This is a genomic window from Roseovarius tolerans (genome assembly GCF_900109855.1).
GTDB classification, from domain to species: domain Bacteria; phylum Pseudomonadota; class Alphaproteobacteria; order Rhodobacterales; family Rhodobacteraceae; genus Roseovarius; species Roseovarius tolerans.
In genome coordinates this window covers 1-16,155 of sequence record NZ_FOBO01000001.1, presented here as the reverse complement: position 1 = coordinate 16,155, position 16,155 = coordinate 1, and the positions used below count along the sequence as shown (strand labels likewise).

Below are 16,155 nucleotides of genomic sequence, written 5' to 3'. Positions count from 1 at the left end.
AGATTACCGACCATGTTCCGCGCTGCCCCCCGCATCATGCTGGTGCTTCCCATTCTGCTGGTCGTCGCCCTGATCACCGGCTCTGTGTGGAAATACGGCTACAGTCAGGCGCTCGACGCGCTCTCGCGCCGGGGCACGGCGGATATGTCACTGGTTTTGGGCGGGCTGGTCTCGGACCTGCAACGCTACCGCGATCAGGCGGTGGCCCTGGCCGATCACCCGACGCTCACGGTTCTGACCGGATCGAGCGTGCCGCATCAGGAAGCGGCGGCCAATCGCCTGCTGACCGCATCGGCGGACCGGACCGGGGCTGCCGGTCTCTACTTTGTCGACGCCGCCGGAAATCTTCTGGCAGGCACGCGCGGTGCCCTTCCGCAGAACCTGACCGGCTCTGCCGCCTTTGCCCGTGCAATGGACGGCGCGCTTGGCACGACCCATGCCATGCAGCCTGCAGGCGACAGCCGGATATTTCAGTTCGCCGCCCCCTCGTTCGGGGCTGATGGCAGGGTGAACGGGGCGTTGATCAGCGTGGCCAATGCCGAGAATGTAGAATTTGGTTGGCGCGGCTTGCAGACGGCCGTGTTCCTGGTGGATGAGGCGGGCCGCGTCTTCATGTCCAACCGCTCCGAACTGCTGGGCTGGGGCAAGGTGCCCGGCGCGGCGCAGCTGGTGCCGCCCGGTGGCGCACCGATCCGCTTTGCACAAAACCGCAGCGGCCCGCATGAAATCTGGCAGATCGACCTTGGCCCCTACCTGCCGCGCCGCGCGCTACAGGTGAGCGAGGCGCTGCCGCGGATCGGCATGACCGGGGCCGCACTGGTCGATGTGGCCCCGGCGCGGCGCATCGCGATGTTGCAGGCCGGTGCCGTGGGCGGGATGCTCTTGTTTTTCGGCGCGCTGCTGCTCTTTGCGCAGGAACGCCGCCGCACGCTGGCCCGCGCCAATGCCGAGCTAGAGCGGCGCGTGGCCGACCGCACGGCAAGCCTCACCGAGACCAACCTCGCCCTGCGCCGCGAAATCCGCGAGCGGCAGGAGGCCGAGGCCGCACTGCGCCGCGCACAGGCTGAACTGGTGCAGGCTGGCAAGCTCAGCGCGCTTGGCAAGATGAGCGCCGGGATCAGCCACGAACTCAACCAGCCGCTGATGGCGATCCGGCAATTCGCCGCCAATGGCGGCGCGTTCCTGCAACGCGGCACACCCGAGAAGGCCGCCGAGAACCTCACCCGCATCGACGAGATGGCCCACCGGATGAGCCGCATCATCCGCAACCTGCGCGCCTTCGTGCGCAACGAGAATGAACCGGTGACCCGCGTCGATATGGTGCAGGTGGTGCAAACCGCACTCGAGATGACTGGCGAGCGACTGGCCAGCGATGGCATAGAGGTGGACTGGCAGCCCCCCGCGCATCCGGTACCCGTGCGCGGCGGCGATGTGCGGCTTGGCCAGGTCGTGCTCAACCTCATCACCAACGCCGCCGATGCCATGTCCGAAAGCGACGCGCGCCGCCTCTCGATCACCCTCACCGACGGTGCGCCGGTCACGCTGCGTCTGTCTGATACCGGGCCCGGCATCGAGGAGCCGGAAAAGATTTTCGACCCGTTCTATTCCACGAAACTCGTCGGCGCGGGCGACGGCATGGGGCTGGGCCTCTCGATCTCCTATGGCCTCGTCCAGAGTTTCGGCGGCAAGATCACCGGGGCCAACACCTCGCGCGGCGCGGAATTCACCGTCGAGCTGGAGCCATGGACAGAGCAACAGGAGGGTGCGGCATGAGCGGCGAGGTGCTTGTGGTGGATGACGACCGCCCGGTCCGCGAGGCGCTGACACAGACGCTGGAACTGGCCGAATACCGGGTGCGCGCCGTCGGCTCCTTCATCGAGGCCAAGGACCATATCGCGCCCGATTTTTCCGGCGTGATCCTGTCGGATATCCGCATGCCGGGGCGCGACGGGTTTCACCTGCTCAGCTATACCCGCGCCTTGGATGATGAATTGCCGGTGATCCTGCTGACCGGCGAAGGCGACATCCCGATGGCGGTCAAGGCCATGGGCGAAGGCGCCTTCGATTTCCTTGAAAAGCCCTGCGCACCGGATCAGCTGATCCCGGTGTTGGACCGCGCGCTCAAGAACCGGCGTCTGGTACTGGAGAACCGCCGCCTGAAGGCGCAGCTTGAAACCGGCGACCCGGCGGCGCGCATGCTGTTCGGCACCTCGCAACTGGCAGAGGACATGCGCCAGACCGTGCGGCAGGCGGCGCGCGCGGGCACCGAAGTGCTGGTCACCGGCCCACCCGGCGCAGGCGTGTCCAAGGTGGCCGAGGTCATCCACCTGATGTCGCAAGGCGCGAGTGGCCCTTTCGTCAAGCGCGCGGCGGCGGGGCTCGATCCACAGGCGCTCGAGACCGCCTATGCGCAGACGGCAGGCGGCAATCTCTTCCTCGACGAGATCTTGGCTCTGCCCACGGCGAGCCAGTATGCGCTGCTCGAACGGCTCGACCCGGGGGGCGAGGCGCGGCTCATTGCGGGCAGCACCGCCAATCTCGGGCAGGCCGCCGCCGAAGGGCGCTTCAACGCCGATCTCTTCTACCGGCTGGAGGTGCTGCGCGTGCGCATCCCGGCCCTGTCGGAGCGGCCCGAGGATATACCCGTCCTCTTTCGCCACTACGTCGCACAGGCGGCCGAGCAGGCCGGGCTCTCGTCCCCCGAAATCAGCCCCGATCACCTCGCAGCACTCATGGCGCAGGATTGGCCCGGTAACGCCCGCTCGCTGATGTCCGCGGCGATGCGCTTCGTGCTGGGCATGCCCGACAACGCGGCGGAAGCGGCGGAACTCGGGCTCACGGAACAGATGGCGCGGGTGGAACGCTCGCTGCTGGTCGCGGCCCTCGGGCGGCAGAACGGGCGCGCAGCGCAAGCCGCGCAGGCGCTCAAGCTGCCGCGCAAGACCTTCTACGACAAGCTGGCGCGCTACGGGATTCGCCCCGAGGATTACCGCCGCTGATCCACGCCCAACCTGTGCGGAAATCCGCACAAGCCCCCAAGGCCACGTGCGGATTACCGCACAAGCTATGCTGCAGGCGCAAAGCGGCCATGTGAAAATTGCCCTGCAAACACCTGATATAAGGCCAAAAATCAGGCAGCGCGCCCTAAAATCACGCAAGCCTTGAGCGGCGCGCGTGATTCTCTCACCATAGCGTCACCGCGCCCCGAACCGGGCGTTTCGGAACCTACAAAAATCCATGGGAGGAGACCAACATGAAATTCCTGACCGCTGCCGTATCGGCAATGGCCCTGACCGTTGGCGCAGGCGCCGCGATGGCCGCCTGTGACGATGGAGAGATCGTCGTCAAGTTCAGCCACGTCACCAACACCGACAAGCACCCCAAGGGCATCGCCGCGTCGATGCTGGAAAGCCGCGTCAACGAAGAGATGAACGGCACAATGTGCATGGAGGTCTATCCGAACTCCACGCTCTACAATGACGACAAGGTGCTCGAGTCGATGCTGCAGGGCGACGTGCAACTTGCCGCACCGAGCCTCTCGAAATTCGAGAAGTTCACCAAGCAGTTCCGCCTCTTCGACCTGCCCTTTTTGTTCTCGGACGTGAATGCGGTCGACCGCTTCCAGGCCTCCGAGACCGGTCAGGCGATGCTCGACAGCATGCAGCGCCGCGGCCTTCAGGGCCTCGCCTACTGGCACAACGGCATGAAGCAGATGTCTGCCAACGTGCCGCTGCTGGAACCGTCGGATGCCGAGGGCCTGAAGTTCCGCGTTCAGTCCTCGGACGTTCTCGTCGCACAGATGGAAGCGATCGGCGGCAGCCCGCAGAAGATGGCCTTTTCCGAGGTCTACGGTGCGCTGCAGCAGGGCGTTGTGGACGGGCAGGAAAACACCTGGTCCAACATCTACGGCAAGAAGTTCTTCGAGGTGCAGGACGGCATCACCGAGACCAATCACGGCATCATCGACTACCTGTTGGTGACCAGCGTCGACTGGCTCGACAGCCTTGATGCGGATGTGCGCGATCAGTTCCTGACTATTGTCGCCGAAGTGACCGAGACCCGCAACAGCGAGTCCTCCAAGGTCAATCAGGACGCCAAGCAGGCGATCATCGACGCCGGCGGCGTGGTGCGTCAGCTGACGCCCGAGCAGCGCGAGAAATGGGTCGAGACGATGAAGCCCGTCTGGGAGCAGTTCGAGGGCGATGTCGGTGCCGAGAATATCGACGCGGCCGTCGCTTCGAACAGCAGCTCGTAAACCTGCATTGACGGTGCCGCCCCGGATCATCGGGGCATCGGTATCAGTATCGGGCGGGCCCCCGTGGCCCGCCCGACCTGCAACAGACTTCTGCAAGATCAGGGAACCGGGACGATGCAGCACAAGACTGGGCTAATCGACCAGATCGAGGAGACGGTGATCGCCGCGCTGCTCGGACTGATGACACTCATCACCTTCGCCAATGTGGTGACGCGCTACGTATTCAACTCGAATATCCTCTGGGCATTGGAACTGACGGTGTTCATGTTCGGCTGGCTGGTGCTTCTGGGGGCCTCCTACGCGGTCAAGAAACACGCGCATCTGGGGGTGGACGCGATCCTAAACATGGTGTCGCCACCCGCGCGCCGCGTGCTTGCGCTGATCTCGGTCGCGGCGTGCCTCATGTTTTCACTGCTGCTGCTCAAGGGCTGCTACGATTACTGGGCGGTCTTTGCCGATCTGCCCCCCACCTCGGGGCGCTGGTTCCCGACAGGCTTCGACATGAGCGCCCGCAGCCAGAGCTTCTACGAGGTGCAGGACGTGCCGATGGTCGGCGTCTTCCGTTTTCTGGAGGACATGATCAACTACGGCGAAACCTACGAGAAACTGCCCAAGGTCGTTCCCTATATCGTGCTGCCGATCTCCGCACTGCTGCTCGTGCTGCGCTTTTCGCAAGTGGCCGTCGCGATCTGGCGCGGCGATGTGGATCGTCTGGTCGCCAGCCACGAGGTCGAGGACGAGCTTGACGAGATCCGCGCCGGACATGCGCGCGACGAGCAGGGAGGATCCAACTGATGGATGTCGTCCTGCTCTTTTCCATGGTGATCGGGCTTCTGCTGATCGGCGTGCCGATCGCCATTTCGCTCGGCCTCAGCTCGACCATCTTCCTGCTGATCTATTCCGAAAGTTCACTCGCCTCGGTCGCAGGCACCCTGCTCGAAGCCTTCGTCGGCCACTACACCCTGCTCGCGATCCCGTTCTTCATCCTCGCTTCGGCCTTCATGACCACGGGCGGCGTGGCACAGCGGATCATCCGCTTCTCCATCGCCTGCGTCGGGCACCTGCCGGGCGGACTGGCGATTGCGGGGGTCTTTGCCTGCATGCTCTTCGCCGCACTGTCGGGGTCGTCCCCCGCGACCGTTGTGGCCATCGGCACGATCGTCATCGCGGGCATGCGTCAGGTCGGTTATACCAAGGAATTCGCCGCCGGTGTGATCTGTAACGCCGGCACGCTCGGCATCCTCATTCCGCCCTCCATCGTGATGGTGGTCTATGCCGCCTCGGTCGATGTGTCGGTGGGGCGGATGTTCCTTGCGGGGGTCATCCCGGGCCTGCTCGCGGGATTCATGCTGATGACCACGATCTATGTCATCGCCAAGATCCGCGACCTGCCAAAGGGCGACTGGCAGGGCTGGGGTGAAATCTGGGCCTCGGGCCGCGAGGCGGGCTGGGGCCTGTTCCTGATCGTAATCATCCTGGGCGGCATCTATGGCGGCATCTTCACGCCCACAGAGGCCGCGGCGGTGGCGGCAGTCTATTCCTTCTTCATCGCCTGCTTCATCTACCGCGACATGGGGCCGCTCGCCACCACCGGCGACGGCAAGAACACGAGCCTCTTGCGCAAGCCGCACGCGCTCATCACCGCCTTTGTCCACCCCGACACCAAGAAAACGCTGTTCGAGGCGGGCAGGCTGACGGTGACGCTGCTTTTCGTCATCGCCAACGCACTGATCCTGAAACACGTGCTGACCGACGAACAGATCCCGCAAAGCATCGCCAACGCGATGCTCGGGGCGGGCTTCGGCCCGGTGATGTTCCTGATCGTGGTCAACGTGATCCTGCTCATCGGCGGGCAGTTCATGGAGCCCTCGGGCCTCTTGGTGATCGTGGCGCCACTGGTCTTTCCGATCGCCATCGAGCTTGGCATCGACCCCATTCACCTCGGCATCATCATGGTGGTGAACATGGAAATCGGGATGATCACGCCGCCCGTGGGGCTCAACCTCTTCGTCACTTCCGGCGTGGCGGGCATGCCGATGATGGCCGTGGTGCGTGCCGCCCTGCCCTTCCTTGCGGTGCTCTTCGTGTTCCTGATCATGGTCACCTATATCCCGTGGCTATCGACCTTCCTGCCCAACACCTTCATGGGGCCGGAGATCATAACCAACTGACGCGAACAGACCGTGCGTCATCCGCCACGCGAGGGAAACTTCGCGTGGCGTTTTTCATCCAAGCTGCGGATTTGCGGTTGGAATGCGGTGCACCCCGCGCTACCTGCGCCGTCGCGGTGACGTCTTTACCCCGCCCTGTTTCATCGCTACCCAAAGGCCTGACCCCAGTTCGAGGAGAGACGCGTGACCCAAGAGACCCCGAGCGTGGAACGTGACGCATTCCTTGCGGCCATGCGGCAGGTCGCAAGCACCGTCACCGTGGTCACGACCGACGGTCCTGCAGGGCGTGCAGGCGCGACCGTAAGCGCCTTCACCTCGCTCTCGGCCGATCCGCCCTCGGTTCTGGTCTGTCTGCGCACCGACAGCCGGATCGCCTCCACCGTGGCCGAAAACCGCGCCTTTTGCGTGAATATCCTGCCGGAACATGCTGTCGAAGTGGCCCGCGCCTTTGCCGGGCCCTCGCCCGACAATGCCGAGGACCGGTTTGCCGGGCTGTCCTTCGAGGCCGACGCGCATGGCCCCATCCTGCCGCGCGCCACCGCCTTTTCCTGCACGCTCACCGAACGGATGATCCATGGCAGCCACGCGATCTGCATCGGACAGGTCACCCGGCTCAGCAATACCGGCGAGCGTCCGCTGACCTATCTGAGCGGCGACTACCACATCGTGCGTCCGCATCGCGACTGACGCCTTCCCGTTTCTTTATGGCGAAAATACTCGAATCCCACGGCTGGCCAAACCGCGCGGCCCCTGCCATATCTGCGCGCGACCCAGCCAAGGAGACGCGCCCATGACCCGTATCATCACCGACCTGCATGAGGTATCCGACCGTTACGACGCGCTCTTTGTCGATCTCTGGGGATGCGTGCATGACGGCGTGCGTGCCCTGCCTGATGCCTTCACCGCCTTGCAGGCCTATCGCAGGGCGGGCGGCACGGTGATTCTGGTGACCAACGCGCCGCGCGCCCGCGACGCGGTGGCACGGCAACTCGACGGGTTCGGCGTGCCGACCGATGCCTGGGACAGCATCGCCACCTCCGGTGACAGCGCCCGCGCGGCGATGTTCCGCGGTGTCGTGGGGCAAAAGCTGTGGTTCATCGGACAGTCCCATGACGAGAGCTTCTTCGAGCCGCTCCAGATCATCGAGGACCCGGTCGAGGTCACCCGCGTGCCACTGGAAGAGGCCGATGGCATCGTCTGCGCCGGTCCCTTCGATCCCCATGCCGACCCCGCCGAGATGCGGCCGCAATTCCTCTATGCCAAGCAAAAGGGCCTCAAGCTGCTCTGCGCCAATCCCGATCTCGTCGTGGATCGCGGCGAAACCCGGGAATGGTGCGCCGGCGCATTGGCGCAGCTTTACACCGAGATGGGAGGCGAGAGCCTCTATTTCGGCAAGCCGCATCCACCGATCTACGATCTTGCGCGGCGGCGGCTCTCGGCCCTCGGGCGCGACGTAGAGAGCCACCGCATCCTTGCCATCGGCGACGGCGTGCAGACCGACATCAAGGGGGCCATGGGCGAGGATATCGATTCTCTTTTCATCACCGGCGGTCTCGCCGCGAAGGAGACCAAAACGTCGCACCAGCCCGAGGAAAATGCGCTAACTGATTATCTTGAAAGGGAAATGACCTCTCCAACCTACGCGATAGGGTTCCTGCGCTGACAGAAACCACTTGCTTTTTCTGCATCCGCAAAGTAATAAAATTCCAATTGCGGGCGTGAAAGCGCCTGAATGTTACACGGCAAACCCTGCGGAGGGCGGAGATGTTGGATAATATGCCGCGCGGCACGATCTGTATCGAGGATATCGAAATGGGCATGACGCGCCACCTGCGCAAAGTCGTGACCGACCGCGATATCGAGATGTTCGCCGAGGTCTCGACCGACCACAATCCGGTGCATCTGGATGACGCCTATGCGCAGGACACGATCTTCGAGGGGCGCATCGCGCATGGCATGCTCACCGCCGGGCTGATCTCGGCGGTGATCGGTGAGCAGCTTCCGGGTCATGGCACGGTCTATATGGGCCAGACGCTGAAATTCCTCGCGCCCGTGCGCCCCGGCGACATGGTCCATGCCGAGGTCGAGGTCGTGGGCATCGACCACGGCAAGCGCCGCGTGCAGCTTGATTGCCGTTGTCTGGTCGAGGGCAAGAAGGTGCTGATCGGCGAAGCCACCGTGCTCGCGCCGTCGCGCAAGTTCGACTGAGCCACTGCTGATCGCCGCCGCGCGGCTTCGCGCCATGCTCTTTTTTGCACGGCATCACGTGTGCAATTGGCCATTTGCGGACATTACAACTTTGCAAGAAGGTGCCGCGCGGTCGCAGGGCCGGGGACTGGCGACGCAACGGCTGATGCCCGCACTTTATCCCAGCCAAGTCATTCTAAACTCAACACGTTGCGCGCCCTATCATATCGCCAGGCCGCGGGACGGCCCGGCGATCGCGCGGCACCTTCGGTGCGTTTCGCGCGGGTGCCTTGATCCAACGGCAGCAACAGGCCAATCGCCCCGCCGATCCCCATCCACCGCCCCCGGACGCGCCTGAAATCGCCCACCCGATAGATTGCACCAGACACTCAGCACAGCTCTGCCCTTGCGCAGCACCACGCCACGCCGCATGCTCCGCACATGAGCCCGTCCCCCACATGGGGCCTTGTCGCCACGATCAAGGCCCCCACCAAAGACATCCTGAATTTCGCCGCCCATCACCTCGATCTGGGCGCGCACCGGGTGCATGTCTATCTCGACGCGCCCAACCCGCAGGCCGAGGCGGCGCTGCGCGCGCATCCCAAATGCCGGGTGATCCTATGTGACGACGACTACTGGCATCGCCGTCGCCGCAAGGGACGCCCGGACCGGCACCAGCCGCGCCAGAGCCTCAACGCCACCCATTGCCTCAACAAACGCCCGCAGGTCGATTGGCTCGCGCATATCGACGTGGATGAATTCCTCTGGCCTGCCAGCCCCCTGCCCGCGCAACTGGCCGCCTTGCCCGAGGACACGCTCAGCGCCCGCATCCGCCCCATCGAGGCGCTCGCCCCCGACCCCGTCGATCCTCCGGCAGCGGGTACGCACTGGTTCAAGTCCTGCGCCCTGTTGCAGATGCCCCGCCGCGAGCAGACCAACGCCATCTATCCCACCTACGGCCCGCATCTCAACGGCGGCTTTCTCAGCCATGTGGCGGGCAAGGTGTTTGTCCGCACCGGCCTGCCCGACATCAGCCTGCGCATCCACAACGCCTTCCGGGACAAGGTGATGGATGACGCGCCCGCAGAATTGTCCGACACGCATCTCTGCCATCTCCACGCCCCCTCGTGGGAGGATTGGCAGGCCGCCTATCGCTTTCGCCTCGAACAGGGCTCCTACCGCGACAGCCTCAAACCCGCGCCGCAGCCCGGTGGTGGCGGGCTCAACATGCACGGCTTGTTCAGGATGCTCGAGGACGAGGGCGGCGAGACGGCGCTGCGCAGCTTTTACGACGAGGTCTGCGTCGCCTCCCCTGCCCTGCGTGCACGCCTCGCAGCACATGGGGCCCTGCATTCCATTCCCCTCGCGCTCGATGAAAAACGGCAAAAGCACTTCGCCGGTTTCGTCTGATTGTTTCGAATTCATACACAATCTGCGGCCCCTCGGGCCATTGCCCTGGCACCTCGGAGGCATGTCATTGACCGCACCCGGCGCTTCAGGTATGGGACGCGCAGCGGGTCACCCATGTGGAGAACCACAGGCCCAGGAGGGGCCTGACCCGGCGACAGACGTACGGGCCAGGATTGTGTCCGTAAACCACGGATACGCATGACCAAATTTTCAGACCTGAATCTCAACCCCAAAGTCCTCAAGGCGATCGAGGAAGCGGGATACGAAACCCCCACCCCCATTCAGGCGGGTGCCATTCCCCCGGCCCTCGAAGGGCGCGACGTTCTGGGCATTGCCCAGACCGGCACCGGCAAGACCGCAGGCTTCACCCTGCCGATGCTGTCGCTGCTGTCGCGGGGACGCGCCCGCGCACGCATGCCGCGCAGTCTGGTGCTGTGCCCGACCCGCGAATTGGCGGCGCAGGTGGCCGAGAATTTCGACACCTATTCCAAGCATCTCAAACTGACCAAGGCGCTGCTGATCGGCGGGGTCAGCTTCAAGGAGCAGGACAAGCTGATTGACAAGGGCGTCGATGTCCTGATCGCCACACCGGGCCGGTTGCTCGACCATTTCGAACGCGGCAAGCTGTTGCTCACCGGCGTGCAGATCATGGTGGTGGACGAGGCCGACCGCATGCTCGACATGGGCTTCATCCCCGATATCGAACGGATTTTCAGCCTCACGCCGTTCACCCGGCAGACGCTCTTTTTCTCGGCCACCATGGCCCCCGAGATCGAGCGCATCACCAACACGTTCCTGTCGGCCCCCGCGCGGGTCGAGGTTGCCCGTCAGGCAACGGCATCCGAGACCATCGAGCAGGGCGTGGTGATGATCAAGGCCACCCGCCGCGACCGCGCCGATAGCGAAAAACGCGCTGTTCTGCGTGCTCTGATCGACGGCGAGGGCGAGGCCTGCACCAACGCGATCGTGTTTTGCAATCGCAAGATCGACGTGGATGTGGTCGCCAAATCGCTAAAGAAAAACGGCTATGACGCGGCCCCCATCCATGGCGACCTCGATCAGAGCCAGCGCACGCGCACCCTCGATCAATTCCGCGCCGGGGACCTGAAAATTCTCGTCGCCTCGGATGTGGCCGCGCGCGGCCTCGATGTGCCGGCGGTCAGCCATGTGTTCAACTACGACGTGCCCAGCCATGCCGAGGATTACGTCCACCGCATCGGCCGCACCGGCCGCGCCGGGCGCTCGGGCAAGGCGATGATGATCTGCAATCCGCGCGATGAGAAGAACTTTGCCGCGATCGAGGCGCTGCTCCAGAAAGAGATCCCGCGGCTCGACAGCCCGGTGCAATCCGCGGGCAGCGACACGCCGGTCGAGGCCGAGGCGGAGGACAAGCCCGCCAAGCCGAGCCGCAGCCGTAGCCGCACGGTCAGCCGCAAGAAGGCCGACGCGCCGCAGGAGGCCCCTGTCGAGGTGCAGGCCGAAACTCCCCCCGAGACGCCGAAGGCAGAGCCCAAGCCCCAAGCCAAACCCCAGGACAAGTCGCAAGACAAGCCCCAGGACCGTGGCCAGGAGCGCAGCCAGGGCCGTGGCCGCAGCGGCGGCTCCGGCCGCAGTGGCGCAGGTCGTGGCGGCGATCAGGGCAGCAAGGTGGTGGGCATGGGCGATCACATGCCCAGCTTCATCGCGCTCAGCTTCGACGAACGTCGCGTCGGCTGACCGGGACCAGCCACCGCAAGCCGTCTGACGACGGCTTGCACCCCAAGGCTAGCGGGCAATCACGATATCCGCGCAAAGCCCGCCCAACCGCTCGCTTTCCCCAAGCCGCAGCGTGCCGCCATGGGCGCGCGCCACGTCCAGCACGATCGACAGGCCCAGCCCCACGCCGGTCCCGCGATTCTGGTTCCGCGCAGGGTCCAGCCGGGCGAAGGGCTTGACCGCCTCCTCCCGGTTCTCGGGCGAAATCCCCGGCCCGTCATCCTCGACCCGAATGCGCAACGATTTGTCGGTCATCGTCACGGACACGTCCGCGCGTGTTCCATATCGCACCGCATTGCCGATCAGGTTTTCGACCGCGCGGCGGATATTCTCGGCCCGCAAGGCGATCTGCCCCTCGCCATGTGCCTCGATCAGGGTGACGGGGCTCTGCGCGCGCTGCGCATCCTCGACGACCTGACGCACGAGAGCGACCGGGTCCACCGGTTCGGGCTCTGCCCCATGAGCCCCGCGCGCAAAGGCCAGAAACCCCTCCAGCAGGCGCTCCATTTCAACAACATCGCGCAGCATCGGCGCAGCCTCGTCCTCATCCAGCATCGCAAGGCTCAGCCGCAGCCGCGTCAGCGGTGTTCTCAGGTCATGGCTGACCCCGGACAGCATCAAGGTGCGCTGCTCGATCTGCCGCTCCAGCCGCGCGCGCATATCGACAAAGGCATTCCCCGCCGCCCGCACCTCCAGCGCCCCGGCGGCCCGGTACGGCACATGCCGCCCGCGCCCAAAGGCCTCTGCCGCCTCGGCAAGCCGTGAAATGGGCCGCAGCTGCTTGCGCATGTAGAAATATGACACAGCGGTCATCAGGATGCCGTAAAAGGCGAGGTTGACCAGAACCTGATAGGGCCGCCGCGCCGATACCCTGCGCCGGTCGAAACTCAGCTCCGTAACCGCCGCGCCATCTTGGAAATACAGCATCACCACCTGGCTGTCCGAGAGCGAAACACGCGCCAGGTCGGGGAAATAACCGCGCAATTCGCGCACCGCCACGACGCCCGAAATGTCGAACCAGTCATAGCTGTCGGTCGCGGGCATATCGGCCTCGGAAACCCGGCGGCGCTCGATTTCCAGCGCGTCGGCCACCGGGCTGCCCTCCGGCTCGTCCAGCACCAGCCGCACCTCGCGCGCGACCGTCTTCACCATCTGCTGCGTCACATCGTCGAACAGGCGCTGCGCAAAGACCAGAGAGACCACCAGCAGCAGCGTGATCACCGGCAGCAGCAGGATAAGTGTCGCCCGGGCATAGAGACCGCGTGGCAGATAGCGTTTGAGGATGCGTTTGGACATGGCTAAACCTATCCCCGTCGAGCACCGGAAGGAAGAGCGATGCGACTTGAACAGGGAGCGGCCCCACCCGTCGGCATCGCGCAGCCGATTGGCCGCGATTTGCGCCGCATCCTCGCCCCCAACCCCTCGCCGATGACATTCTGGGGCACCAATACCTATCTCCTCGGGCACCGCCAGATCGCGGTCGTCGATCCCGGCCCGGACAGCGGCGCCCACCTGGCCGCGATCCTCGACGCACTCGCCCCCGGTCAGAGCATCAGCCACATATTCGTGACACATGCACATCTCGACCACTCACCGCTAGCCGCGCGCCTCGGACAGGAAACCGGTGCGCCGGTGCTGGCCTTTGGTGATGCCCGCGCCGGGCGCAGCCCGGTGATGGAACAGATCGCGCAGAACGCCCAAATCGGCGGCGGTGAAGGCGTGGATACAGCGTTTGCCCCGGATATCAACCTGCGCGACCAGGACTGCGTCGAGGGCGACGGCTGGAGCGTGACCGCGCTCTGGACACCGGGGCATTTCGGCAATCACCTGTGCTTTGAGGTGGGCGATACGGTGCTCAGCGGTGATCTGGTCATGGGCTGGGCCAGTTCGCTGGTCTCGCCGCCCGACGGTGACCTGACCCAGTTCATGGCCTCCTGCGCCCGTCTGCAACAGCGGGCAGCCAAGGTGCTCTTGCCGGGGCACGGTGCACCGGTGACGGACCCTGCCGCACGGCTCGACTGGCTCCTCGCGCACAGGCGGATGCGCGAAGCCGAGATCCTCTCGACCCTGGCCGATGGCCCACAAACCGCCGCCGCACTCGCCGCGCGCATTTACACCGATACGCCAGCCGCCCTCCTGCCCGCCGCAAGCCGCAACGTACTCGCGCATCTCATTGACTTGACCGGAAAATCCCTCGCCCGCCCCCTCGGCACACTGGACGCAGATACCCTTTTCGAGCCGGTCGCGTCGCCACCAGCGAATTCGTGAAATTTTTGTCACAAACCCTCTGGACCTCTCCAGACCGGATTGCTATACGCGCTCTCGTGTTCCGGCGTAGCTCAGCGGTAGAGCAGTTGACTGTTAATCAATTGGTCGTAGGTTCGATCCCTACCGCCGGAGCCAATCATCCAGCAAGCCCTTGAAAACATTGGTTTTCCGGGATTCGGACTCGGAGCTCGTCGACGAGGTGCACAAATCAGTGCACACGGCGGTGCACAACACGTGCACAGGAGGGCATGTCCATGCCCCGGACTCGGAGCTTGCCGCCCCATCTCGAAATCCGCCGCGCCGGCTATTACTGGCGCAGACGCCTGCCCCGGTCCTTGCGGGACCGGCGTATCCACGCATCCGGCGCCCCGGAAGAGAAAAAACCGAAAAAAGAATTTTTTTGTTTTTCGCTTCGCCTCCACGTCCTCAGCGACGCGAAGATCCTGGCCCGCCGCCTCACCGAGATGAGCGACCTGGTCTTCGCCGCAGACGCGGAGGCGATGATGGCCATTGCGCCCGAAATTCAGGTCAGGATGCTGGAAAGCCTCGCGCGCTTCGAGATCGAGGCGTTCGAGCGCGCGCGCTCTGTCGCCGGCCCGCGTAGCCCGGACGCCGCCGCGATGGACCTGCGGCGCGAGGAGGCGCTTCAGACCACCCTGCGGCAGGCTCTCTATCTCGGAGATCGGGAGGTGGCCCGGCATCCCCTGCGCCATGTGGCCGACCATCTCGGGCTCGCGCTCGACGAGTCCGATGACGGCTGGACCGCGCTGGCCTACGAGGCCACCAAGGTTCTGCTTGATGTCAGCCTGGAGCGGGCACGGCGCCAACAGGGCCTCTACGACCAGCCATCCATATTCTTCCGTCGTGCCGTCGAGACGGCCGGTGGCCGCGATGCGGCGCCGAGCCCGCCACCGACGGCAGCGGCCGTTGCTCCGGCAACGTTCGCCATGACCGATCCTGCACCGGCGCCTCTGCCCGCCGCACCGGTGGCCAGTGCCGAGGTGGTTGCGCCCGAGGCACCTGCGACAACGTCTCCGGTAACGCAGGAAGAGCCCGTTCAGGCGGCGGAACCATCCACAAATGTCGGCGGATCGCTCAGCAACACCACGTCCCTGACGCCGACCGTGGTGCCGGCCGGGCTCGAACGCCCGGAGGGCTATGACGAACGCGCCTGGCAGCAGGCCCGGATCATCGCGCGTCCGCCGCGCATTCTGGTCGACCGCAGCCTGCTGTCCAAGGAGTCGCGGGCCGTCCTGGAAAAGCAGCGAGGCATCACGCTTGTCGAGGCCATCAATCTCTATTTCGAGCTCTTGAGCTGGGGATACCGTGCGCCGTTTTCGCAGGACCAGAAGCGCAAGAAGATTCCGGAGAAACTGAAAAGCGCGACCGTCGAGGAACGTCTCAACGAGGACCACCGCGGAAAGCTTCGTCTTGCCCTCGATTTCTGGCCATCCGTGATTGGGGATGAGCCCGTGGACGAGGTCAGCGTCGAAGAGCTCAACGATGCCCTTGAGCGTTTTTGGGGCGTCCCGGCCAATCACGGACGGTCCGCGAAGGAGCGTGGCAAATACAACCTCCTCGAAAAGATCGAAAAGGCAGACGCCGCGGAGGCCCAGCTCGACAAGGACATCGCGGCCGCCGAAGCCCGTGGTGCCGGGGCCGAGGAGATCGACAAAATGCGTCTCAATGGTCATAAACCGCGGATTTCAGTGACCACCTTCATCAAGCATGGGCGCGTGTTGCGAGCCATTGGCGAGATGCTTTGGGACATGCTGTCTGACGTCAGCGCCTATGGGACAGATTTGAGGTTTTCGTAACGGAGGATTTCTGGTTCATCGCAGCCACCAAGGAGCGAAGATGAACAAGAAATCCGGAACATCGAAGGACGCGGCTGACAAGCTGGTCAAAGGGATCAAGCGCAAGACGCGCAAGCATTACTCGGCGGAAGAGAAGATCAGGATCGTGCTGGCGGGCCTGCGCGGCGAGGAGAGCATTGCCGCGCTGTGCCGACGCGAGGGTATCAGCGAGAGCCTGTATTACACTTGGTCGAAGGAATTCCTCGAGGCGGGCAAGCAACGCCTGGCCGGGGATACCGCCCGCCAGGCGACA

14 protein-coding genes and 1 tRNA gene are annotated in these 16,155 nt (G+C 64.6%); 14 read left to right on the top strand and 1 reads right to left on the bottom strand.

Annotation, left to right across the window (positions count from 1 at the left end; translation table 11 throughout):
- Nucleotides 1-12: 12 nt before the first annotated feature.
- The 10 genes from BMX04_RS00075 to BMX04_RS00030 all read left to right on the top strand — a co-directional run bounded on the left by BMX04_RS00075 (nucleotide 13) and on the right by BMX04_RS00030 (nucleotide 11,739).
- Entirely contained in the window at nucleotides 13-1,773 is a 1,761-nt protein-coding gene (locus BMX04_RS00075; RefSeq protein WP_074783983.1) for a sensor histidine kinase, read from the top strand.
- Nucleotides 1,770-2,999 carry a sigma-54-dependent transcriptional regulator gene (locus BMX04_RS00070; protein ID WP_074783981.1) on the top strand — a complete coding sequence of 410 codons (1,230 nt, stop codon included), beginning with the start codon at nucleotides 1,770-1,772 and terminating at the stop codon, nucleotides 2,997-2,999. Before BMX04_RS00075 ends, BMX04_RS00070 begins: the two co-directional genes overlap by 4 nt.
- 254 nt (nucleotides 3,000-3,253) lie before the next feature.
- A complete protein-coding gene (locus tag BMX04_RS00065; RefSeq protein ID WP_074783978.1) occupies nucleotides 3,254-4,255 on the top strand; it encodes a DctP family TRAP transporter solute-binding subunit in 1,002 nt (333 codons plus the stop codon).
- A 114-nt stretch (nucleotides 4,256-4,369) separates the two neighbouring features.
- Nucleotides 4,370-5,050, top strand: coding sequence for a TRAP transporter small permease (locus BMX04_RS00060; protein WP_074783975.1), 681 nt, complete (start codon nucleotides 4,370-4,372; stop codon nucleotides 5,048-5,050).
- Nucleotides 5,050-6,426, top strand: a complete 1,377-nt coding sequence (locus tag BMX04_RS00055) for a TRAP transporter large permease (protein WP_050663529.1) — start codon at nucleotides 5,050-5,052, stop codon at nucleotides 6,424-6,426. The genes BMX04_RS00060 and BMX04_RS00055 overlap by 1 nt, the downstream gene beginning before the upstream one ends.
- A 183-nt stretch (nucleotides 6,427-6,609) precedes the next feature.
- Nucleotides 6,610-7,113 (top strand): flavin reductase family protein, encoded by a 504-nt coding sequence (locus BMX04_RS00050; RefSeq protein ID WP_082237726.1) that lies wholly within the window; start codon nucleotides 6,610-6,612, stop codon nucleotides 7,111-7,113.
- A 103-nt stretch (nucleotides 7,114-7,216) separates the two neighbouring features.
- Nucleotides 7,217-8,089: a TIGR01459 family HAD-type hydrolase gene (locus BMX04_RS00045; protein WP_074783972.1), complete on the top strand. Its 873-nt coding sequence runs from the start codon at nucleotides 7,217-7,219 to the stop codon at nucleotides 8,087-8,089.
- A gap of 101 nt (nucleotides 8,090-8,190) precedes the next feature.
- Nucleotides 8,191-8,634 carry a MaoC family dehydratase gene (locus BMX04_RS00040; protein WP_050663526.1) on the top strand — a complete coding sequence of 148 codons (444 nt, stop codon included), beginning with the start codon at nucleotides 8,191-8,193 and terminating at the stop codon, nucleotides 8,632-8,634.
- Between the two features lie 420 nt (nucleotides 8,635-9,054).
- Nucleotides 9,055-10,023, top strand: coding sequence for a glycosyltransferase family 2 protein (locus BMX04_RS00035; protein ID WP_074783969.1), 969 nt, complete (start codon nucleotides 9,055-9,057; stop codon nucleotides 10,021-10,023).
- Between the two features lie 198 nt (nucleotides 10,024-10,221).
- Nucleotides 10,222-11,739 carry a DEAD/DEAH box helicase gene (locus tag BMX04_RS00030; RefSeq protein WP_074783966.1) on the top strand — a complete coding sequence of 506 codons (1,518 nt, stop codon included), beginning with the start codon at nucleotides 10,222-10,224 and terminating at the stop codon, nucleotides 11,737-11,739.
- 48 nt (nucleotides 11,740-11,787) lie between these two features.
- On the opposite strand, the gene BMX04_RS00025 is transcribed toward BMX04_RS00030, so the two are convergent.
- Entirely contained in the window at nucleotides 11,788-13,074 is a 1,287-nt protein-coding gene (locus BMX04_RS00025) for an ATP-binding protein (RefSeq protein WP_074783963.1), read from the bottom strand.
- Nucleotides 13,075-13,113: 39 nt separating this feature from the next.
- Here BMX04_RS00025 and BMX04_RS00020 point away from each other — a divergent pair, with 39 nt between their 5' ends.
- The 4 genes from BMX04_RS00020 to BMX04_RS00005 form a co-directional block, all read left to right on the top strand.
- On the top strand, nucleotides 13,114-14,046 hold the full coding sequence (locus BMX04_RS00020) for an MBL fold metallo-hydrolase (protein ID WP_074783960.1): 933 nt from the start codon (nucleotides 13,114-13,116) through the stop codon (nucleotides 14,044-14,046).
- Between the two features lie 60 nt (nucleotides 14,047-14,106).
- Nucleotides 14,107-14,181, top strand: a tRNA-Asn gene (locus BMX04_RS00015).
- A 137-nt stretch (nucleotides 14,182-14,318) separates the two neighbouring features.
- The gene (locus BMX04_RS00010; RefSeq protein WP_074783956.1) at nucleotides 14,319-15,863 is read left to right on the top strand and encodes a DUF6538 domain-containing protein; all 1,545 of its coding nucleotides are present in this window, start codon (nucleotides 14,319-14,321) and stop codon (nucleotides 15,861-15,863) included.
- Nucleotides 15,864-15,903: 40 nt separating this feature from the next.
- The coding region (locus BMX04_RS00005; RefSeq protein ID WP_139194453.1) for a transposase at nucleotides 15,904-16,155 on the top strand (252 nt) is incomplete at its 3' end.